Annotated in this window: 16 protein-coding genes; 13 read left to right on the plus strand and 3 right to left on the minus strand. The window is 52.6% G+C overall.

The genetic code is table 11. The annotated features are described in order from the left end of the window. Positions 1–2: 2 nt before the first annotated feature. From NDK47_RS07420 to NDK47_RS07430, 3 genes are read left to right on the plus strand one after another with little or no spacing between them, the layout of a single operon-like run. Positions 3–1,151, plus strand: coding sequence for a M20 peptidase aminoacylase family protein (locus NDK47_RS07420; RefSeq protein ID WP_251874216.1), 1,149 nt, complete (start codon positions 3–5; stop codon positions 1,149–1,151). Between the two features lie 2 nt (positions 1,152–1,153). Next, a complete protein-coding gene (locus NDK47_RS07425) occupies positions 1,154–2,158 on the plus strand; it encodes an ABC transporter ATP-binding protein (RefSeq protein WP_251874217.1) in 1,005 nt (334 codons plus the stop codon). After that, positions 2,130–3,098, plus strand: coding sequence for an ABC transporter ATP-binding protein (locus NDK47_RS07430; RefSeq protein ID WP_251874218.1), 969 nt, complete (start codon positions 2,130–2,132; stop codon positions 3,096–3,098). Before NDK47_RS07425 ends, NDK47_RS07430 begins: the two co-directional genes overlap by 29 nt. Positions 3,099–3,896: 798 nt before the next feature. On the opposite strand, the gene ilvD is transcribed toward NDK47_RS07430, so the two are convergent. Beyond that, positions 3,897–5,552, minus strand: coding sequence for a dihydroxy-acid dehydratase (gene ilvD, locus NDK47_RS07435; RefSeq protein ID WP_251876045.1), 1,656 nt, complete (start codon positions 5,550–5,552; stop codon positions 3,897–3,899). 294 nt (positions 5,553–5,846) lie between these two features. Here ilvD and NDK47_RS07440 point away from each other — a divergent pair, with 294 nt between their 5' ends. After that, the gene (locus NDK47_RS07440) at positions 5,847–6,323 is read left to right on the plus strand and encodes a PaaI family thioesterase (RefSeq protein ID WP_251874219.1); all 477 of its coding nucleotides are present in this window, start codon (positions 5,847–5,849) and stop codon (positions 6,321–6,323) included. 59 nt (positions 6,324–6,382) lie between these two features. On the opposite strand, the gene NDK47_RS07445 is transcribed toward NDK47_RS07440, so the two are convergent. Next, complete coding sequence (locus NDK47_RS07445; RefSeq protein ID WP_251874220.1) at positions 6,383–6,760, minus strand: hypothetical protein; 378 nt, start codon at positions 6,758–6,760, stop codon at positions 6,383–6,385. A 155-nt stretch (positions 6,761–6,915) separates the two neighbouring features. Between NDK47_RS07445 and NDK47_RS07450 the strand changes: the two genes are divergently transcribed. The 6 genes from NDK47_RS07450 to NDK47_RS07475 all read left to right on the plus strand — a co-directional run bounded on the left by NDK47_RS07450 (position 6,916) and on the right by NDK47_RS07475 (position 14,979). After that, a complete protein-coding gene (locus tag NDK47_RS07450) occupies positions 6,916–7,692 on the plus strand; it encodes an inositol monophosphatase family protein (protein WP_251874221.1) in 777 nt (258 codons plus the stop codon). 178 nt (positions 7,693–7,870) lie between these two features. Then, positions 7,871–8,557, plus strand: coding sequence for a hypothetical protein (locus NDK47_RS07455; protein ID WP_251874222.1), 687 nt, complete (start codon positions 7,871–7,873; stop codon positions 8,555–8,557). A 114-nt stretch (positions 8,558–8,671) separates the two neighbouring features. Beyond that, complete coding sequence (locus tag NDK47_RS07460; protein WP_251874223.1) at positions 8,672–10,090, plus strand: sodium:solute symporter family protein; 1,419 nt, start codon at positions 8,672–8,674, stop codon at positions 10,088–10,090. Between the two features lie 120 nt (positions 10,091–10,210). After that, entirely contained in the window at positions 10,211–11,350 is a 1,140-nt protein-coding gene (locus NDK47_RS07465) for a M20 family metallopeptidase (RefSeq protein ID WP_251874224.1), read from the plus strand. 33 nt (positions 11,351–11,383) lie between these two features. After that, positions 11,384–13,138, plus strand: a complete 1,755-nt coding sequence (locus NDK47_RS07470; protein WP_251874225.1) for a M28 family peptidase — start codon at positions 11,384–11,386, stop codon at positions 13,136–13,138. A 143-nt stretch (positions 13,139–13,281) separates the two neighbouring features. Further along, a complete protein-coding gene (locus NDK47_RS07475; RefSeq protein WP_251874226.1) occupies positions 13,282–14,979 on the plus strand; it encodes a sigma 54-interacting transcriptional regulator in 1,698 nt (565 codons plus the stop codon). Positions 14,980–15,069: 90 nt separating this feature from the next. On the opposite strand, the gene NDK47_RS07480 is transcribed toward NDK47_RS07475, so the two are convergent. Then, positions 15,070–16,344 carry a hypothetical protein gene (locus NDK47_RS07480; RefSeq protein ID WP_251874227.1) on the minus strand — a complete coding sequence of 425 codons (1,275 nt, stop codon included), beginning with the start codon at positions 16,342–16,344 and terminating at the stop codon, positions 15,070–15,072. A gap of 169 nt (positions 16,345–16,513) precedes the next feature. Between NDK47_RS07480 and NDK47_RS07485 the strand changes: the two genes are divergently transcribed. From NDK47_RS07485 to NDK47_RS07495, 3 genes are all read left to right on the plus strand, one after another. Next, positions 16,514–19,420, plus strand: coding sequence for a DNA translocase FtsK (locus NDK47_RS07485; protein WP_251874228.1), 2,907 nt, complete (start codon positions 16,514–16,516; stop codon positions 19,418–19,420). Between the two features lie 334 nt (positions 19,421–19,754). Next, a complete protein-coding gene (locus NDK47_RS07490) occupies positions 19,755–20,150 on the plus strand; it encodes a hypothetical protein (protein WP_251874229.1) in 396 nt (131 codons plus the stop codon). Positions 20,151–20,327: 177 nt separating this feature from the next. After that, positions 20,328–21,725 (plus strand): aspartate kinase, encoded by a 1,398-nt coding sequence (locus tag NDK47_RS07495; protein ID WP_251874230.1) that lies wholly within the window; start codon positions 20,328–20,330, stop codon positions 21,723–21,725. The last annotated feature ends 246 nt before the right edge of the window (positions 21,726–21,971 follow it).

A 21,971-nucleotide genomic window follows, 5' to 3' on the forward strand; every position in this document is an offset into this window, starting at 1 on the left:
ACATGAGTGTAAAAGCGGTTTGTGACTATCTGAAAGAGCGCCAGGATGAAATCATCCGAACCTACGAAGAACTCCACCTGTTGGCTGAACCGAGCTGGCAGGAGGAGAAAACTTCGCAGTATTTGGCCAACCGGCTCAAAGAAGCCGGTCTTACCGTGAAGACATATCCCGACCATTTTGGGTTGACAGTGGATATCGAGGGAGAAGAGAAAGAGATCGTCGGCCTGCGAGCTGATATGGATGCCCTGGTGCAGGAAGTAAACGGCGTGGTGAAACCAAACCACTCCTGCGGGCACGACGGACATAGCACGATGGTGCTGTATGCCGCATTGGCTTTTGCCGCCACAGGCATACGTCCGAAAAAGAGCGTCCGCTTTTTGTTCCAGCCTGCAGAGGAAAAGGTCGGCGGTGCCCTGCAAATGCTCAAGGATGGTGCTTTAGATGGTGTGAGCATGCTGTTTGGTGTTCATGTGCGTCCCGTGATGGAGCTGGCCAACGGCACCGCAGCTCCCGCCATCATCCACGGTGCGAGCGCTTCTGTCCACGGCTCGATCTCCGGTTTGCAGGCGCATGCGTCGCGGCCGGAGAGAGGGAGGAACGTCATCGAGACGGCTGCCGTTCTGGTTCAGTCTCTGCAAAACATCCGTTTGCAGGCAGGCTGCTCCTTCTCCGTGAAAATGACACAATTGACAGCCGGCGGTGAAACCTCCAATGTCATCCCGGACAAGGCCACCTTCAAGCTGGATCTGCGCGCCCAGTCCAACGAGGGCATGAAGGAGCTGCAGGAGAAGCTGGGGCACGTGATCGACCATGTATCGACCTTGATGGGAACGCCAATCGAGTGGAAAATCCCCGGTGAGGTTCCGGCCGCCATCCTAAACGAGCAGGCGGAAGGGCTGATGCGTGAAGCTATCGCACAGGTACTGGGAGCGGAGAATGTGGAGCAGCCTTGTGTCTCACCGGGCGGAGAGGATTTCCACTTTTACACGTATCACAAGCCAGAGCTGGCCGGGACGATGCTGGGGCTCGGCTGCGGACTGGCGCCCGGCTTGCACCATCCGGAGATGTCCTTTGACACGAAAGCATTAACTGCAGGCGCACAGATTCTGGCGACAGCCCTGCTTTACGCTGCATCAGGAAAGGACGTGTAACCATGGAACCGATCCTTCAGGTAAAGGATTTGCACATCTCCTTTCGGGGGGAAGACGGGGAGATTCATCCGGTCAGAGGCATTGATTTTCGCGTTCATCCCGGAGAGACATTGGGGATCGTCGGAGAGTCGGGCTGCGGAAAAAGTGTCACCTCCTTGTCGATCATGGGATTGTTGCCCAAAGGGATCGGTCGGATCAGCAAAGGACAGATCCTGTTTCAAGATAAAAACATCACAGACATGACGCAGACAGAATTGCAAAAAATTCGCGGCAATGAAATCGCGATGATCTTTCAGGAACCGATGACTTCTCTGAATCCCGTCTATACGGTGGGCGAGCAGTTGGGCGAGCAAATTCGTCTGCATCTGGGCCTGGGCAAACGGGAGGCGCGGGATAAAGCGATTGAGATGCTGCGGACGGTTGGTATCCCGCGTGCGGAAGAAATCGTGAAAGAGTACCCGCACCAGCTCTCCGGCGGGATGCGTCAGCGCGTCATGATCGCTATGGCCATGTCTTGTGATCCCAAAGTGCTGATCGCAGACGAGCCGACGACTGCCCTGGACGTGACCATCCAGGCACAAATTCTCGATCTGATGCGAAGCCTGAAGGAAGAGCAGGGGACTTCCATTATTTTTATTACGCATGACCTGGGCGTCGTGGCAGAAATGTGCGACCGTGTCGTGGTGATGTACGCCGGGCAAGTGATCGAAGAAGCACCTGTGCGGGAGCTGTTTCGTAACCCGCAGCATCCCTACACAAAAGGCTTGATTGCCTCGATTCCTTCATTGGATCAGCAACAGCGGCGGCTGTACTCGATCCGGGGAACCGTGCCGCATCCATCTGCGATGCCGACCGGATGCAGGTTTGCCCCGCGCTGCGATTTTGTGCAGGAGGCATGCAGAGAGAATCCGCCGCTCATGGGAGTAAGTGATGCCCACCAGGTACGTTGCTGGCTGGCGGAGAAAGGAGGAGCCGATCATGGCGGAAGCGTTGCTGCAGGTACGTGATCTAAAAAAGTACTTTCCGATCAAGGGAAAAATGTTTCAGCCGCCGACCTACGTCAAGGCGGTAGACGGCGTTTCTTTTACCATACAAAAAGGGGAGACCGTCGGGCTCGTCGGGGAGAGCGGCTGCGGCAAGTCGACAACCGGCCGTGCGCTCCTGCATCTGCTCCCGCCGACCGGAGGCGAAGTTATATATAAAGGAAAGAATTTGACGACGCTCACGACAAATGAGCTTCGCTTGCTCCGCAAAGAGCTGCAAATCGTCTTTCAGGACCCGTGTGCTTCACTCGATCCGCGGATGAAGATTCGCGATGTGCTCCTGGAGCCTTTGGAGATTCACCGCATTGGAAGCAACCAGGAGCGCCTGCGCATGGTGGAAGAGATCCTCGACATTGTCGGGCTGGGCGGACACTATGCAAACCGCTATCCGCATGAATTCAGCGGAGGACAGAGGCAGCGCATCGGGATTGCGCGCTCATTGATCCTGCGACCGTCGTTGATCGTCGCCGACGAGCCGGTGTCGGCCCTGGACGTGTCCATTCAGTCCCAGATTCTCAACCTGCTTCAGGATCTGCAGGAACAGTTTGATCTCACCTATCTGTTTATTTCGCATGATCTGAGCGTGGTGAAGCATATCAGCGACCGTGTCGGGGTGATGTACCTGGGCAGGCTGGTGGAGTTTGCACCAAAAGAAAAGCTGTACGCTGCCCCGGCCCACCCGTATACTCAGGCGCTGCTCTCGGCCGCTCCTGTGGCCAATCCGGATGCCAAGCCGCAGCGGATCATACTGACCGGAGATGTTCCGAATCCGGCCAATCCTCCCAGCGGGTGTGCGTTTCATACGCGTTGTCCGTTTGTCATGGACAAATGCAAGAGTACCAGGCCGGAGCTGGGCGCTTTGGACGGGGATGGTCATCTGGTTGCTTGTCATCTTCATCAGTAGTGGACGTAGAATGCAAAGATTAGTAACGGCAAGAAACGGGACGTCCCGAACATCGGGCGTCCTTTTTTGACTGTGTGAACGGGGTCGTAGTGGAAGAAGCATGTTTCCCTGCTCAGCTCCGGGCTCCGCCCGCACGGAAGATGGACGGTCCGCTCCAGGGGGATTCCCGGGAAACATGCTTCTTCGCGAACCGTCGCTGTTAAAAAAGCGTGGGTGGAATCAAATGATGAAAACAACGAGGAACATTAGATAAATCTTGATGACGTATTTGGGAAGCATTAACGATCAGTTTTGCCTCCGGCGTCACTCAAAAATGAGATTTGCATACTTTTTCTTTGAATTGACCTTTTTAATATGTTTAATTCTTTTAATTTTCCAATTGCTTTACAGCCTGAAAGATGCAGTATGTACGGAGAAGAATCATGTTTTCCTGCGGTGCGACTGCGTAGCCCCACTTAGCGGAACAGCGGATGGCGGGAAAAAGGGACGCAACCCTGATGCACTGCGGAGCGACACGGCTTTTGCGGACCCCCGCCAGCCGCTGTGGAGCGGACAGTGCAACCATCCTTGTGGGCGGAGTACGGAGCCAAGCAGGGAGACATGATTCTTCTCACCACGGCCCCGCAGCACGAAAGTAGTCATTAATGTATTCAAATTGTATATTTCTGGAAAACGAAAAGCAGACATTCAGGCAAAAGAACCCGCTGCTGAAAATAAGCCTGCCTGATGGGTGAAGGCAAACAAAAAAACAGGCTGGGCGCTTCGGAGCGTTCCAGCCTGTTAAATCTTGTCTATAGGTTAGATTTTCAAAGTTGCACCGTTGCTCGCATTGGTTACCATCTTCGAGTAACGGGCCAGATAACCAGTCTTTACTTTCGGCTCAAACTCGGTCCAGTTAGCCTGGCGGCGAGCAAGCTCGTCTGGAGAGATGTGCAGCTCGATGGAGCGCTCTTCCAGATCGATGCTGATGATGTCGCCATCCTGTACGAAAGCGATTGGACCACCCTCTGCAGCTTCAGGTGAGATATGCCCGATGCTGATGCCGCGGGAGGCGCCGGAGAATCGGCCGTCTGTTACCAGCGCAACTTCTTTGCCCAGTCCCATTCCCACGATTTGCGAGGTAGGAGCGAGCATTTCTGGCATGCCAGGACCGCCTTTTGGCCCCTCGTAGCGGATCACGACGACATGGCCGGATTTGATTTTGCCTTCCGCGATGCCCGCCAGCGCTTCTTCCTGGGAATCAAAGCAGATGGCTGGACCTTCATGCCGTTTGATGGATGGATCGACACCGCCCGTTTTGATGATGGAACCCTGTGGAGCCAGATTGCCGAAAAGAACGGAGAGCCCGCCTGTATGGCTGTACGGGTTGTCCAGGGAGCGAATCACTTGTGTGTCCGTGATTTTTGCGTCGGCGATGTTCTCCGCCAGCGTTTTTCCAGTTACGGTGATGCGGTCTGGATGGAGAGCGCCTGCTTTTTTGGTCAGCTCATTCAGGATCGCGGATACGCCGCCTGCATTGTGGCAATCTTCGATATGGTAATCGGAGGCGGGTGCCAGCTTGCACAGGTATGGAACACGCTTGGCCACTTCATTAATGCGCTCCAGTGGATAGTCGATGCCAGCTTCCTGTGCGATCGCCAGTGTGTGCAGAACGGTATTGGTCGAGCCGCCCATCGCCATGTCGAGGGCAAAGGCATCGTCAATCGCTTCCAGCGTAACAATATCACGCGGCTTGATGTCGCGGGCGATCAGTTCTTTCAACTTTTCGGCAGAAGCCTTCACCAGCTCTTTGCGCTCTGGGGAGACAGCCAGAATGGTTCCATTGCCAGGCAGAGCCAGTCCGATCGCTTCGGCCAGGCAGTTCATGGAGTTGGCGGTGAACATGCCGGAACAGGAACCGCAAGTAGGACAGCCGAACTGTTCCAGCTCGTCCAACTGCTTGTCATCGATCAGGCCTGCTTGATACGCACCGACTCCCTCAAAAACAGAGGAGAGAGAGATGGAACGACCATCGCTTGTTTTTCCTGCTTTCATCGGGCCGCCAGTCACAAACACTGTAGGAATGTTGACACGCAGCGCACCCATGATCATGCCAGGGGTGATTTTATCGCAGTTGGGAATACAGATCATGCCGTCGAACCAGTGAGCAGCCACAACCGTTTCCAGGCTGTCGGCAATCAGCTCGCGACTCGGCAGGGAATAGCGCATCCCGATATGTCCCATCGCGATGCCATCGTCGACCCCGATCGTGTTGAACTCAAACGGCACCATGCCTGCTGCACGAACCGCTTCCTTTACGACTTTCCCGAATTCCTGCAGGTGAACGTGACCGGGAATGATATCAATGTATGAGTTGCAAATCGCAATAAACGGTTTATCGAAATCCTCGTCCTTTACTCCGGCTGCACGCAGCAGGCTGCGGTGCGGTGCGCGGTCGAAGCCTTTTTTGATCATGTCACTTCTCTGTCTGGCCACTTTGAAAACTCCTCTCCAAGTTTAGCACTGTCGCTTTATTTTGAACTATCTTATCACTTTTTTATTCATAGAAACAACCGTAAAAGTCTGAACATTTGCTCAGGAGAGTGCTTTTCTTTAGAAAGAAATGAAAATCCCGATCGCTGTAGAACACCAAGGATAAGCCAAGAAACTGCGAAGCTGAGTGCAAGAGCAGCCAAGGGAACTGGTGAAAAAGAGATGACTTTGTTCTAAAATAAAATACATGAAATAAATAGAGCTGGAGTGAACAGGATGTGGGAAGAACTAAAATCGATCTGCGAGCAGGGCAATGAAGAGGAACGGCAAATACTGGAGCTTGCCGTACAGGCCATCCGGCAGCGCAGAGAGCGGAATAGTTCGTTTCTGTCCGGCTTTCTCGGATTGAAGGGGGAGTTCGTCGACGAGAACACCTATCGCTTTGAACTGCCGTTGACCGTGTTTATGCACAACTCGCTCCGGGTTGCGCACGGCGGAATTTTGGCGACGCTCATCGATTCGGCGATGGGATCGCTCGTCAACCGGTCCCTGCCGCCAGACCAATACGCTGTGACGACAGAACTGAAGATCAATTACCTGCGCCCGGGGAAAGGCGATAAGCTGCGTGCAGAAGCCAGCTTCATCCACCGCGGTCGGACGCTGGTTGTCCTCGAGGGCAGGGTGTATGATGAACGCGATCGTCTGCTCGCCCATGGGACAGGGACGTTTATCGTCCTCAAGAGAAAGGGATAGGTTGGCGGAACGTAAAAAAAAAACCTCTAAACGCAAGTAGCGGATAGAGGTTTTCGCTGTTACCCAATGGCGACAAGACCGCTGTATTGGGCAATATAAGTCAGCATCTTGCGGGAGAGTGGAACGATGAACTCCATGTTCTCCCGTTCGGCAATTCCGGAGCGAGTCACGATTCGCGCCCACTTCACGGTAAGCTTGTAATAGTCCGAACCGAATTCCGAGCGGATCAACTCGTTTTTGTGGCGGAATGTAATTGGCGCGTTCTCAAGTTTTATCGGAACCATGCTGACGATGTCACGCAGGAACAGATGATACGTCATATGAGGTTTGAGAAACACAAGTTCCTTGCTGGTTACGGAGCAACCCAGATTTTTGTTCAACTGGGTGAGCATCAGTTCGCCTTCCAGGTTCTTCAGGCGAATAAAATCGCTGTTCATGTTTTTCCCCTCCTTTGGCGGAAGCATTTGCCCAGATATGCCGTTTGCAAAGACCAGGCAGCCCCTTCAAAACACGGGTGTCTCCCTATCATAGGGATGAATCGGGTCAGGATGCAAGGGAAAACCATGAATTTACAAAAAAAGGAGAGACCCCCATGATTGAAATAGCCAAAGAAGCAGCACGATATGCCGGTGCCTTTTTACAGGAACGCTTTCTGGAGCAGCTCATCCCCGATGAAGAGCTTCACAATGATGTAAAGCTTCCGGAGGACAAAGAGAGCGAAAGACGGATCATCGAGGTCTTGCACAGGCACTTTCCAGAGCACACGATCTTCTCAGAGGAGATCGGAATGGTTGAGCGAAATGAGGACTATCTCTGGATCGTGGACCCTCTGGACGGCACAAACAATTACTTTATCGGCTTTCCGTACTTTTCTATCTCGCTTGCCTTGCAGCACAAAGGGGATGTCATTTTGGGCGTCGTCTACAACCCGGTGGCGGGCCAGATGTTTTGGGCGGAAAAAGGCAAGGGGGCTTTCCTCAACGGGAAGCGGCTGACAGTGAACAAGCGGGACGATTTGTCCCGAGCAGTGGGGACGTACATTCGTGGACGCAACTCGGTCACCCGGGAGCAGGAGCTCGCATTCACTCGTCCATTCATGCTAGGCACCAAGCGGCTTTTGCGCAACGTCGCTCCTGCGCTGGACTGGTGTCTGCTCGCGAACGGGTGGCTGGATTACATCGTCATGCAGCGATCGGGCATCATGGACGTGGCAGCAGGGATTCTGATCGCACAAGAGGCAGGTGCGCGGATCACGGATTGGCGAGGCGAGCCCTATCAGCATGAAGCCTTTAGCACAGAGCATCTTCCATCGCTGGTCGCAAGCAATGGTGTGCTGCATGAGAAGGTGCGGGAGATGATCGTGGAGTAGCGCACTGGGAACATGGAAAAGCCTGCAAAGGAGATCGAACCTTTGCAGGCTTTTTGTCGTAAAAAACAAGCGCAGCGCGCAGTTCCTTTCAGTAAAATTAATTTTCGGAAAAAATAGGTTGAAATAGGTTGTTTCATGTTGTAATATTTTTTTAAAATTTCGAATGGGGAGGGAACTTATGAAACGACGTGGTTTGGCATTCTTATTTGTTTTCTTGTTGACAATGCCTTGCGCAGCCGTCTACGCAGATGCACCAAAGGCTTCACTGGATCACGTAGATGTAAAAATTGAGGTGAAAGACGGCGTTTACGCTGTCCAGGAGCACGTTACACTGCAAAACCCTTCAGCAGTACCGGATGGCAAGCTGGAGCACACATTTTCTCACATCAATGGTGTGAAAAGTGGCAACATTAAGTTTTTGGCAGGGGGACAGGAGCTTGGGACAGAGGTTCAGGGTGGCGAGGCAATGGACAGAATATTTATACAGTTGCCTGCCGACAGTCCTGAGGTCCTCGAATACACCATCCAATATCAGGCTGAAGTGCCTCAGGGGCAATACGCCCTTCCGCTGGTCGTGCCGATGTACAAAGTGGAGAAAAGCGAAAACCACGTTCAGATTTCCTTTCAGGCACCTGAAGGCAATGTGATCCAGGCGAATTCGTTTCCGGTCGTCAATCACAGCGGAGAGAATCACGTGACAAGCAATATGGTCAATGTTCCGTCTCATGTCAGCTACATATTTGGGACAGAGGAGACGGTCTTTCACTCGCACAATCTGATCTCGGCCATCACTTTGCTCGTACTGCTCGGCATCCTGCTAGGATGGGGTGCAGTTGAACGAAAAAATGCCCGGAAGGGGGCGTAATGCATGGGTTTCAGTTTCTGGGGAATCATCGTATTTTTCATCGTTTTTATCGCCGGCTATTTCGTCTGGGCGTCAAGAATGGAAGAGCAGGAATAATTCACAGGGGGGAACGCCATGTTTGAAGTCAGTCCAGTTTTTTATTACGTGATTGCCGGCTATTTTTTGATGATTGTGGTGATCGGGTTTTTGGCCGGTCGAGGAAACAAGACCAGCGAGGATCACCTCGTCGCCGGACGTTCGATCGGACCGGTGATCGGGGGAGCCGCCCTGGCTGCCACGCAGCTGAGTGCAGGGACGTTTGTCGGAACCGTAGGTGTCCTGTATATGACGGGTGCCAGCTATATGTGGTACTGGCCGGGAATGTTTGCCGGCTGGCTAGTGTCTGCCATCTGGGTCGCTCCCAAATTTCAAAAGTTTAAGGGCGTGACGGTACCGGATTACATCGAAAAGCGGTACAACAGCAAGCTGGCGAAGGCGATTGCCGCAGGATTGATCGTCATCGCCTACACCGTCTATCTGATCGCGCAATACGTGGCGGGCGGCATTTTGATGGAAACCATCTTCGGCCTGCCAAAAATCTGGGGAGCCATCATCACCATTGGGATTACGATGATTTACACGATGAAGGGCGGCATGAAGGCTACCACCTACAGCGACTTCATCCAGGCTATCATCATGGCCGGCTGTTTTTTTGCCGCCGTTCCTATTTTGTACTCGCAGGCAGGCGGCTTTGATTTCGTCGGCCGATTCGTTACCGAGCTTCAGCCTTCCTTGACTGGCTGGCACTGGAGCTTTAAAGATATTCTCGGCTTTGCGATGGCTTTTGGCTTGTCCGTGGCGATCGCTCCGTACGAGCTGGCACGGATGTATACGATGAAAAGCCAGAAGGCCGTCCGTATGGCAATCGGCTTCTCCTTTATCTTCCAGGCTGTGATTGCCGTCTCCGTCTGTCTGGTGGGACTTGCGATGCGCTCGCTCTACCCAGTGATGAACAATGCAGACGCTGCGTCGTCCATTATGGCGGTCAACGTGCTTCCGCCGCTCGTAGGTGCCCTGATCGTTGTCGCTATTTTGGCCGCCATTATGAGTACCGTTTCCGGGGTCATGCTGGTCTCTGCCTCTGCGATCTCTCATGATATCTACGGCCTGATCAATCCGAAAGCGACCGATAAGCAAAAGCTTCGGGTGAACAAGATCGCGATTGTGATTTTGTCCATACTCCCGCTGTACTTTGCACTCCATCCATTTGACATGGTACAGTTTATCGTGATTGTCCAATCCTCCATGGTGGCCAGCTTCTTCTTTGCCACAGTGGTGATCGGACTGAACTGGAAGCGGGCGACCGGAACAGCGGCGCTGATTTCCATGCTGGGGGGACTTGCGACTGTGCTTCTCTGGTATGTACTCGGCAAGCCGTTTGGCGTCAACGAGGTGATTCCGGGTGTGATCGTCTCTACGGTCCTGCTGATCGCTTGCAGTTTTGTAACGAAGCCGGTGCCGGAAGAATCGCTTGCTCCGTTTTTCCAAAAGTAGGGAACGCCGCTTATCTGCAAACAGCATAGGAGGCGGATGAGGTCGAGACACCGGATCTGTCTGGAGACGGTGTCTCGTTGGCAATTGCCGAAATGATCAAAGAAAAAGTTGGTGAACGCTGTGGAAAAAATCGTAGCCTTTTTACAAAAGCAACAAACGCAAATGGTAGATGTGCTGAAGCAGCTCGTCGAGATGGAATCGCCATCCCGCGACAAGGAATTGGTGGATGAGCTGGGGAAAGTAATAGCTGGACTGCTTGCATCGTATATAGGAGGAAAAGGCGAAGTCATCCCGAACGAAGGATTCGGCAATCACCTGCGCTGGGAATGGGGCCAGGGGGACGAGCAGATTCTGCTGCTGGCCCATATGGATACCGTCTGGCCGAAGGGAACGCTTGCGTCCATGCCGTTTCGGATCGAAGGCGACAGGGCGTACGGTCCAGGGACCTTCGATATGAAGGGCGGCTTCGTCCAGGGGCTGTTTGCCCTGCATGCTTTGACCCAACTGGAGGTACCGTTGAAAAAGAAGGTCGTCCTGCTGGTTACATCGGATGAGGAGATCGGCAGCGGAACTTCGCGCGCGCATATCGAAGCAGAAGCGAAGAAAAGCAGCAGCGTTCTCGTCTTGGAGTCGTCTGCCGGGACAGCGGGTGCAATGAAAACCTCCCGGAAAGGTGTCGGCCTTTTTCAGCTGAAGGTGAAAGGGGTAGCTGCGCACGCTGGTATCGAACCGGAAAAAGGTGTGAGTGCGATCGGGGAGCTGGCGGAGCAGATCGCGTATTTGCATCGGCTGACGGAGATGGACAAAGGCACCACGGTCAATGTCGGCGTTATCAAAGGCGGTTCTGCATCAAACGTCATTGCAGCCGAAGCAGAGGCCGAAGTGGATCTGCGGGTCCGCTCCCGCGAAGAAGCGGAGCGCGTCGTGCCATTGATCAAAAATCTGACGCCGAAACAAGCAGGAGCGTCTATCGAGGTGACAGGAGGAATCAACCGTCCTCCGCTTGAGCGGACGGAGCAGGTTGGTCAGATGTACCGCTTGGCCAAAAGTCTGGCGAAGACCTATCTGCACTTCGATTTGCAAGAGATGGAAAGCGGCGGGGGCAGCGACGGAAACTTTGCCGCTCCGTATGCCCCTACGCTGGACGGATTGGGACCTGTGGGAGATGGCGCTCACGCCGCTCATGAACATGTGATCATTTCACAGCTCCCTGTCCGCAGCGCCCTTCTCGCCCTGTTGATCAAAGAATTGGGCGCATAAAGACGAAATCGCTAAGGAATAGGAGTGAGGCAGATGAACGAGGAGAGAAAGCAATTGTGGGGCGAAGTCAGTCCGGATAGCCTGATGGAATTTACCCGAAATATAGCCAGGGAAGTCCGTTCCTCCGGTTCCCCGGAAGAGCTTCGCGCTTTTCAGTATGCGAAAGAAAAGCTGGAGGAGTTCGGCTTTTCGCCCGAGCTGCATTTTTCTGATGCGTATATCAGCTTGCCAGTAAGTGCCGCCATGACCATCGACGGGATTTCCTATTCTTGCATCACGCATGCGATGGGCGTCTCCACAGGCGACGCCGGTATCAGCGGGGAACTGCTCTATGTGGGCAAGGGAACACCCGACGATTTCCGGGCCCAGGATGTTTCCGGAAAAATTGTGCTGCTGGACGGAATTGCTACAGGACCGTCTGTGGACCGGGCGCAGGCTGCCGGCGCTCTGGCCGCGATCTTTATCAACGGTGCCTATACGAATGAAATGATCGTCTCCTCCGTGTGGGGAAGCCCAACGACGGAGACGATTGAGCGGCTGCCGAAGCTGACGGTCGTCTCCTGCAACTACAAAGACGGCGAGCAAATCAAACACCTCATGGCAAGAAACAGCGATCCCGTGCGGGCGTGGATTCGCGCCGAGGTGGATACCGGCTGGCGCAAGATACCTGTACTCACCGGAGAGCTGAAGGGAACGGTGGAGCCGGACAAATTTGTGTTGTTCAGCGGACACATCGATTCCTGGCACTATGGCGCGATGGACAACGGTACGGCGAACGCGACCATGCTGGAGGTCGCCCGCCTCATGTCCAAGCGGAAAAGCCAGCTCAAAAGAACGCTGCGGATCGCCTTCTGGTCCGGTCACTCCCACGGACGCTATGCCGGTTCTGCCTGGTATTGCGATCAAAATTGGGAAGACCTGCATGACAACGGCGTTTTGCACATCAACATCGATTCTGTCGGCGCGATCGGTTCGGATATTTTGACGGAAAACAACTGCATGGCCGAGACCAAGGATTTGGCCGGCGTATCCATCCGCGATATTGCCGGACAAGTCTTTGAAGGCTCCCGGTTCAGCCGGGCCGGCGACCAATCCTTCTGGGGAACGGGGATTCCGTCTCTGCTGATGGGCTTGTCAGAACAACCGCCAAGCGATGCTCCGGAAGCGCAGGCCTTTGCCCAGTTGTTCGGCGGCGGAAAAACAGGCGGCTACGGCTGGTGGTGGCATACGACGGAAGATACGATCGATAAAATCGATCCGGCGAATCTCGCCCGAGACTGCAGGATTTACGCCGACATCGTCTATCAGGCTTGCACAGCTGCGGTTGTGCCGATCAACCAGATCGAGGCGGTCAAAGAGATCAGGCATGCACTCGAAGCGTATCAGCAAAAGGCAGGCGGAGCATTGCCCCTGGCTTTGTCGGTCAACCGGGCCAGAGAGCTTCAGGAGCGGCTGGTGGAGCTGTACGAGCTGGTGTCATCCGCAAGCCTTCCAGACGAAGCAGCGGTGATCGTAAACAGCGGAATTATGCGTCTTTCCCGGATTCTCGTGCCGCTCAACTACCTCAGCGGGGACTGCTTCCACCATGATCCGCCGATCAAACCGGTCTGCATTCCGCTGTTGGAGAAAATCAATCAGCTGGCGAAAGCAGAGCCGGGAAGCGACCTTTCCTACATGCTGATTACCGAGCTGACCCGAAACACAAACAAAGTGAACTACGCGCTGCGGGAAGCGGAAAAGGAAGCCGCAAGCACGCTGGCGCAGTTGAAACAACAGATAAACGGATAGGCTCGAGGGCGGGATGGGGCTGTTGGTGATCAACAGCTCTTTCCTTTTCTGGGCATGTTGAGGAAAAAGGGATGATTTCGATAGAGGTTTCTCATCCAGTCATGTAAAATAGGTGGATATACGGATAAGGCAGGAAGTGAACCATGGACAAACGATTGATTATGATCGGTATTCAGGAAGAGAACTTGATGATCATTACCGAGCAGATCAAGCACATTATCGGTGATTTTATCAAAATCAAACCTGTTACGATCAAGGATGTCTATTACGGTTTGATCGGCAGAAACGACGTTGTGCTGCTTTCGGGTGAAGTGTTGAGAGAAATCGTTCAGCCCTTTCTTCACGAGGAGTGCATCTGTATGGTCGCTAACAGGGAGGTCAATATCGTCAACCTGAAAGAGCTGATGGGGTTGCCGGCCGGACAACATATTCTCGTGGTGAATGACTACTATTCCGATACACTTCAAACCGTTTCATCCCTGGAGACCATTTTGCCGGAACACAGGTACTATCCCTATTTTCTCAACCAACCGTTGCCAAAGAAAATCGACTTTGTGGTAACGCCGGGCGAAAAGGATATTGTCCCTAAAGCGCTCCAGACCGTCATTGACATCGGGCCTCGTGTCATATCATTCAGCACACTGGAGCAAATCGTCACGCTCTTTTCAATTGAGGTCAGTCACTCTCTGATCATGAACCGCTACATCAAATCACTCGTTTCTATTTCCAGGGATTCGACCAAACGAGGAACCTCCAATTTTGAGGATCAGAATCAAAAAAGGACCATTGCGCAGTTTGTCACCCATAGCCCACTGATGCAGGAAACGGTAGAGATCGCCGGAAAGATTGCCATCACACCGTATCCAATTCATATCGAAGGGGAAACCGGAACCGGCAAAAGGCTGATGGCGGAAGCGATCCACAATCAATCTTATTTTCGCAAAGGACCGTTTTTCACGTACAATTGTGCGGAAAAAAGTGAGGAGCAGCTCGCTGTCGAGCTCTTTGGCAAGGAAGAAGAGGGTATCAGCGTGCAAGGGATTGTGGAAGCGACAAACGGCGGAACCTTGTTCCTGCAAAATATGGATTGTCTGTCCAACTCGCTGCAGGCGAGACTTCTGCATTTGCTGGAGTCCAAGGAAATTCAGCGGGTGCATGGCGAAGGAGCCGTACCGGTTCAGCTCCGGTTGATCACCTCGACCTCCAAGCGGCTGTCAAAGCTGCTGGAAGCAGGAAAAGTGCGGATTGATCTGTACTCGTATATTTCTTCCTACATCGTCAGGCTGCCGACGTTGTCCGAGAGAAAAGAGGACTTGGAGCTGCTGATCGAGACGTTTAAACGGCAGTTGAAAAAAGAAGAGCTCCATTTTTCCAAAGAGGTCTTGGCGGTTTTCTCTACGTACAGTTGGCCGGGCAATGTCCGGGAGCTGTTCAATGTCGTCTCCTACTGCGCGTGTATGGATACGACCCAAATCGAGCTGCGTTCGCTGCCGCTCTATTTCCGTGGACATGATGCATTAGATGAGCAGCGGGCAAGCGAACTCGATGTGGACAGTATCGTCGCCAAAATCGAAGAGCATGGCTTTCTCAGCGAGAGTATCGGCATCCTGGAAATCTTAAAAGACGGAAAGGAACAGCAGCTCTCTTACGGGAGGAGCAGACTGAAAACGCTGCTGGAGGGGAAGGGGATTCAACTCACAGACCAACAGCTGCGTTTGCGTCTGGAAATTTTGAATCACTTGAAATTGCTGCTCGTGCGGCAAGGGAGAGCGGGAACGACGATCTCCACCAAAGGCGAGCTGTTTTTGCAGCAAGTCACGGGTTCTTTGGTCTCGCAGTAGAAAAAGGGGACGCTACAGCAGTTTGACCGCTGGGGCGTGCAGATAAGCAAAAGGCATGACGCACAGAGCGTCATGCCTTTTTGATACATCTTATTGACCTACAGCTGTGGCTGCGTCTTCTACTGCATCCCATTCTTCGTCCCAGTCAGGTTCGAAAGTAAGGGTTTCAACGAAAGAGCGGAAAAAGCCTTTTTGATCGAATGCTTCTTTCGCTTTTTCGTCTTTTTTCAGTTGTTCGACTGTTACGAATGCGTCTTTGGCAGGCACTTCATACTTGGTTGCTTTGCCGAAATTGTAGGACAGGGTATCGCCTTCCAGACCCAGTGTAATCGGCTTTTGGTCTTTCTTCGTTGGATCTGTTACGAAAGAAACGTTCAGGGTGCTCTTTTGACGGATTGGCATTTTTGCTTCGTCGATGTAGTAATCCAAGGTCCAGTTTACACCGTGGAAGCCTTGTTCTTTACCCATCTCGATGATTTTTTCTGGCGTGTAGGTCTTGCCTTCTTTGTCGAGCCATGCTTTTGCAGCAGTCAGACTTGCTGTAACGGTTGTTTCGGCGTAAGCTTTCTTCTCAGCATCGGTGGTTTTCTTCGCGTCCGGAGTCAGATCTTCTTCCAGTTGCTTCGTCAGTACCAGCAGATCGATCGCGAATGCTTTTACGTCTTGGTTTGCCACAGCATCATTTGCCGTATAGAAGAACATTTGGATCAGTTCTTTGGTGTCCAGGTTGATGGTGATATGCGTTGCTTTTACCTTTTCACCGTTCGGCAGTTCAACCGTTTCTGTGCCAGCGTTCTTCACATTGGACAGCTTGTAGCCGTACTTGGCAATGTACTTCTTGGTGAAGTCCATCGTCAATTTGTTGATTTTCTCTTGATAAGATTTCAATTTGGCAGGATCAAGAGCACTTTCTTCCGGTGCACCCATCATCATGTTGCCCGGATTGTTAGCGTCCAGCTTCAGGTATTTCTTATCCAGCGGAGATTTTACATATAAGTCATTCCCGCCAACAATCAGCTCAATACCAGCCTTTTTGTCGCCGGTCCACAGGCCGTTGTCGCGGAGCAGCTTGTCATCATTTACTTCCAATTGCAGCTTTGTGTTGTTCAGATCAAGCTGAGAGCCTTTTACAGATACTCCTGCTTTCAAGGCATTCAATACAGCGATGCCTTCAGCGTCTGCTTTTTCACCAAGGGCTTCTGGCAGTTTGTCAACATCTCCAACCAGTTTGAGTGATCCTTGATAGTCATAGTTGGGTTTTTCCAACGATGCAACCACCGAATCACGTACCAATGCAGCTTGGCCTGAACATCCTGTCAAAACAAGAGTCAAAGCAAGCAGCACGGCACTACCTTTTTTCCACATGAACATGTTCCTCCCCTTCGAATCTAATCTTTGCCCACATCTTGTACTACGCATGAGATGCCAAAAGGTTTCTCCATATCCAAAAAAAACACAAGAGGACAAAAACAAAGTGCTATTTCATGGTAAGATAAAAGGGTAGAGAAGGTTATGCAGGAAAGGACGTTGCAACATGTGGTCGTGGCTTCACAGTTTGATGCGTTTTATTCGCGGGGAAGAAAGCGAACAGGAGAGAGGGCAGACAGGGCAGACAGAAACATATGTCCGGCCTTCTTCGAGTGTGCCTGGCGGTTCGCTTCAGGCGAGAACCAAAAGCATTTACCCGAAAGAACGGGAAGCTGCCCCAACGCCGGAGTCGTTTAATCGGCAAAAACGGCGGGCATTTAAATTTCCCGTCATCCCTGACGAGAAAAAGCCGGATACTCGTGCACAGACCCCTCCTGTGGTTGAAGCAAGCCGGGAACGGGAGAGTAGCCCCTTTGCATACAAAAGAAGTTCGGACGATTCTGCGCCTTCGGCAGGCTCGCGGAATACGAGGACAGGTCGAAATGCGGACAAGCTGCGCAATCAAGAGAAGCCGGACAATACGGTGAAGCCGCGCGAAGCGGAAATGCAGCCTCAAATGGATGTGCCGCGCACCTCTCCAGGGCGAAGAAGCACTCTTGTCAATGAAGAGTCGCAGCCTTCCCTCGGGATGGGAAAACCAGCAGCCGGCAAACGTACATACATCCCTTCTGAAGTGATTTCGCCGGTCTTTGGGAAAATAACTCCGGAGTCAGGGGCCGACCACCGGATTCATACGACGGCAGGGGTGCTGTCGGCATTGGAGCTGGTGAATGAGCAGCAGTCGAGGCTCAAGCAGGACGAACAAAACAGGCTGCTTGCCAGCCAAGCGAAACAGGCGGCCAGCGATGTTTCCCTTTCCTCATTAGCGGAAGCGGAGGAGGGAGAGAAAAGCGCAGAAGAAGCCTACCTGTTACTCCACGAACAACCAGGGGAACTGGAGACAGAAACGGAAATGGTTTCCGCTTTGCCAGATCGGGACGAGCCAGGCTTTCCAGATGAGCAAAGCGCTCTGGAGGAATCCGTTCAGTCGGATGTGAGGCTCGACAGAAGTGAAACGTTTGATACAGAAGAATTACTTGGCACAAATGAAAGGATCGGCACAAACGAATCTGGCGAGACAGAGGAAATGATCAACGCAGACGATTCGATTGATTCAGACGAGATGATCAACCGAGACAGCTCAAGCGATTTTGATGACGATACTGCTGTGGAAGAACCAGACAATTTACCAGATGGTGAACAAGATGTTGTTGTTCCCATTCGGATTGAGGTGGAAGTCACTTCAGAAGAACGGCCTTCGGCTGCCGAAATCGCAGCTGCATTGGCAGCGTATGCCCAGGAAGATACTAGCACGGACCAGGGGAAAGATCCTGTTATCAATTCTTCGGAGCAGATACCCGCTGTCTTGGCATCAGCAAATCCGCCTTCCGTGCTGTCCTTTGCTGAGCTTCAGACAGCAAAGCTGAAGGAAAAAATGGAGCAGGCCGCGGCGAGGGGATTCGATAGGGAGAACGCTTCACAAGTGGGATTTGGAGGGGGGCAAACTTCGACACCGGGAATCGCCGATCCGCAGACTTCAGCCGAACAATCGGGTGAAGAGCCGGTATACACCCGTCCGTCGCTGGATTTGCTTGCCCCCTCTCCGACGCTGAGCGAGGATGACGACGAGCATACCCAACTGCAAAAACTGCTGCTGGAAGAAACCTTGACCAATTTCAACGTCAACGCGCAGGTGGTCGGCATCGTAAAGGGTCCGTCGGTCACGCGCTTTGAGATCCAGCCTGCCCCGGGAGTCAAGGTGAACAAGATTACCGGGCTGATCGACGATATTAAACTGAATCTGGCAGCGAAGGATATTCGCATCGAAGCTCCGATACCGGGACGAAACGCGGTGGGGATCGAGGTGCCCAATCTGACCAGCCAGCCGGTCCTGATCAGCCGCATTCTCGAGTCTGAAAAATTTCAAGCCCATCCGTCGCCGCTGGCTGTCGCTTTGGGCATCGATATCGGCGGAGAGCCGATCGTGGCGGACATCAAAAAAATGCCGCATGGGTTGATCGCCGGCTCCACCGGTTCCGGAAAAAGTGTCTGTATCAACTCGATTATCGTCAGTCTGCTGTACAAGGCCAATCCAGAGCAGGTGAGGCTGCTTCTGATTGACCCGAAAATGGTAGAGCTTGCCCCTTACAATCATTTGCCGCATCTGGTGACGCCGGTGGTGACAGATGCCAAACAAGCTACGGCGGCCCTGAAGTGGGCGGTAGAGGAGATGGAAAAGCGCTATGCCCTGTTCGTCGATGCGGGGGTGCGGGATATTGACCGCTACAACCAAACGACAGATGAACCGCTTCCCTTTATCGTCATCGTGATTGATGAGCTGGCCGACCTGATGATGGTCTCGCCGCAGGATGTGGAGGATTGCATTATCCGCATTGCACAGAAAGCCCGTGCTTGCGGCATTCATCTGCTGCTCGCTACCCAGCGCCCATCGGTTGATGTGATCACAGGGAATATCAAGGCCAACGTACCTACGCGTCTTGCCTTTGCCGTATTTTCTCAGGTTGACTCCCGGACCATTCTCGATCAGTCCGGCGCAGAGCGTTTGCTGGGACGCGGGGACATGCTCTTTTTGGAAAGCGGGACAACTCCGATTCGCTTGCAAGGCAACTACGTTTCCGATGATGAGATCGAGGCAGTTACGCAGTCGATCAAAAAGCAGCGGAAGCCGGCCTATCTGTTTAGCAAGGAAGATTTGGAACAACAGGTACAGTCCTTTGACCACGGAGACGATGCGCTCTACCATGAGGCACTGCTCTTCGTCGCCGAACAAGGACAGGCCTCAGCATCTGGCCTCCAGCGTCGGTTCCGCGTGGGCTACAACCGGGCTGCCCGCCTGATCGAGATGATGGAAGCAGACGGGTACGTCGCAGGACAGAGCGGTGGAAAGCCTCGCGCTGTGCTCATCACTTTGGAGGATGCACAAGCGCTGACGGAAGGGACTTCTCTGTTTTAACTGCCAGCTTTCAAAATGGCGATATGATTATCCCGGAAAACAGCGCAAGCAAATGACCACAATGATAGAAAGCTTCATATAAGAAAGTGATCTTTTCAAAAGAAAGGATTCTCGAACCCGGGGCCTTTCTTTTTTTTGTACTTTCAGAAGGTGTAATTTCGCTAACGCGATAGAGGGTGAAAGTATAAGTGCAACTAAGGCCACGCCAAAATGCTTGGCGTAGCCAAGTTTTCTAATCCGGTAAACGCCCACGTGGAAAGAAGGCGCGCTCGGTTGCCGGATCACATAGTTCCGTGTATTCTGAAAAGTGTGAAGAAAGAAAGGGGGAGTACGCATGGATTTTGTCACGAAGAAATACCAACAGATGGATGATCGTACCGTATTATTTAACGAGGAGTACTACCTTCGCGTCACACGCCTCCAGGTAGACGGTCTGGATGCAGCGGCGAAAGAGGATTTGTTTACCCATCTCTATTCGTTTGAAAGTGCGGACATCGAGCTGGAGATTGATATTTCTGAAGAAGAACAGGGACATTGGTATCTGCAGCTTCTGGTCCCTCACGTACTCACTCTGCCTCAGACAGCTGACAAGCGACTGACACGCGGCGAGAAACAAATCGGGGAGCATCTCTCACATCAATCAGCAGCACAGGCCGTCCACCTGTTGTCCGGGGATGCATTATACCACTATATCAAACGATACAATCCCAATCTGGATGTGACGGCATAAGCTGTCCTACATGGCCCGGCACGAAGCTTCGGGCCATTCTTTTTCACATTTGTGCGAGCAAGCTGAGCAGAAAATTCCGCGATGTCCTTTCCTAAAAGACACTTGTCTTTATGGAGCAAATAATTTAACCTATACTCATATAGTTTTGATCGTTGAAATAGATGGAGGAGTCGGATTATGAAAGTAGCCAAATTTGGTGGGACCTCACTGGCAAGCGCCGCACAGATAAAGAAAGTTTGTAAAATTGTCAAAGCCGATGAGCAGCGGCGGATTATCGTCGTTTCCGCACCAGGGAAACGGCACAAGGAAGATACCAAAGTAACGGATTTGCTCATCCAGTATGCCGAGGAGCGGCTTGCGGGGCAATCTGGTGAAGAAGCACAGGCACGAATTCATGGCAGATACGCGGAAATTGCGGAAGAACTGGGGTTGTCAAGAGAGGCTGCGGATCGTATCGCCGCGCATCTGAACCAGTCGCTTCAATACGAGCAGGGAGAGGCTCCAGGCCGCTTCATGGACAGGGTGAAGGCTGCAGGCGAGGATACCAGTGCCAAGCTGGTTGCGCTCTATCTGCAAAGCGTGGGCAAAGAGGCCGTCTACGTAAATCCCAAGGAGGCTGGACTGCTTGTGACAGGGGAGCCTGGCAATGCCCATGTGCTGCCAGAGGCTTACGAAAAATTGCAGAGTCTGAAACAGCAAAAGGACATTGTGGTCTTTCCCGGATTTTTCGGGTATACGCCCGAAGGAGAGCTGGTGACATTCTCCCGCGGCGGCTCGGATGTAACCGGCTCGATCCTGGCTGCAGCGATCCAGGCAGAGCTTTATGAAAACTTCACGGATGTAGACTCTGTGTACGCCGTCAATCCCAATCTGATCGCCCAGCCAAAGGAAATCAGTGTGATTACCTATCGGGAAATGAGGGAGCTCTCGTATTCGGGCTTTTCCGTGTTTCATGAGGAAGCGCTGTACCCGGCCTATCAGGCGGGCATTCCCGTCTGCATCAAAAATACCAATAATCCGCAAGCACCCGGGACGATGATTGTATCCGAACGGGCGATTCATGAGAATCAGGTAGCTGGTATCGCGTCGGACAAAGGGTTCTGCAGCGTTTATGTCAGCAAGTATCTGTTAAACAAAGAGATTGGGTTTGGGCGGCGTCTCCTGCAAATCCTGGAGGAGGAGGGGCTTTCCTACGAGCATACTCCTTCGGGAATTGATAATATCTCGGTGATTCTGCGAGAAAAAGATTTTACGCCGGGAATCGAACGGCGCGTGGTCGACAGGCTCCGGCTGGAGCTTCATGCGGAGGATATTATCGTCGAGCGGGGTCTTGCTCTCGTCATGATCGTAGGAGAAGGCATGCGCCGATCGGTAGGCACGTCCGCCAGAGCGACTTCCGCGCTGGCCAATGCCAAGGTCAATCTGGAGATGATCAATCAGGGATCGTCTGAGGTAAGCATGATGTTTGGGGTGAAGGAAGTCGACGCGGACCGGGCCGTCATTGCTCTGTATGATGAGTTCTTTTCCAAGACAACCACACAAGCAGGAGATATGGCAATCACTTTGAACGCATGAGATCAGAAAAATAGGATTGGGGAACCCCCTTTGCAGCGTTAGACATGCTGCGAAGGGGGTTTTTCTGTTCACGACAAAAGAAATAGGACATGACAAAAGAAATGGTCAAGTTTTTATCCGGGTCGCCATACCATTTTACTAACTCCATATTTCAGTTCTGTCCAGTAGGTACTCCCGCCTATCAGGCAGAACGTGCGAAGGCAGAGCGACGATAGAGCTCACCAGCTTGAACGGCACAAACTCGGT

Origin of the sequence: Brevibacillus ruminantium (assembly GCF_023746555.1) — a bacterium.
Lineage (GTDB): Bacteria > Bacillota > Bacilli > Brevibacillales > Brevibacillaceae > Brevibacillus > Brevibacillus ruminantium.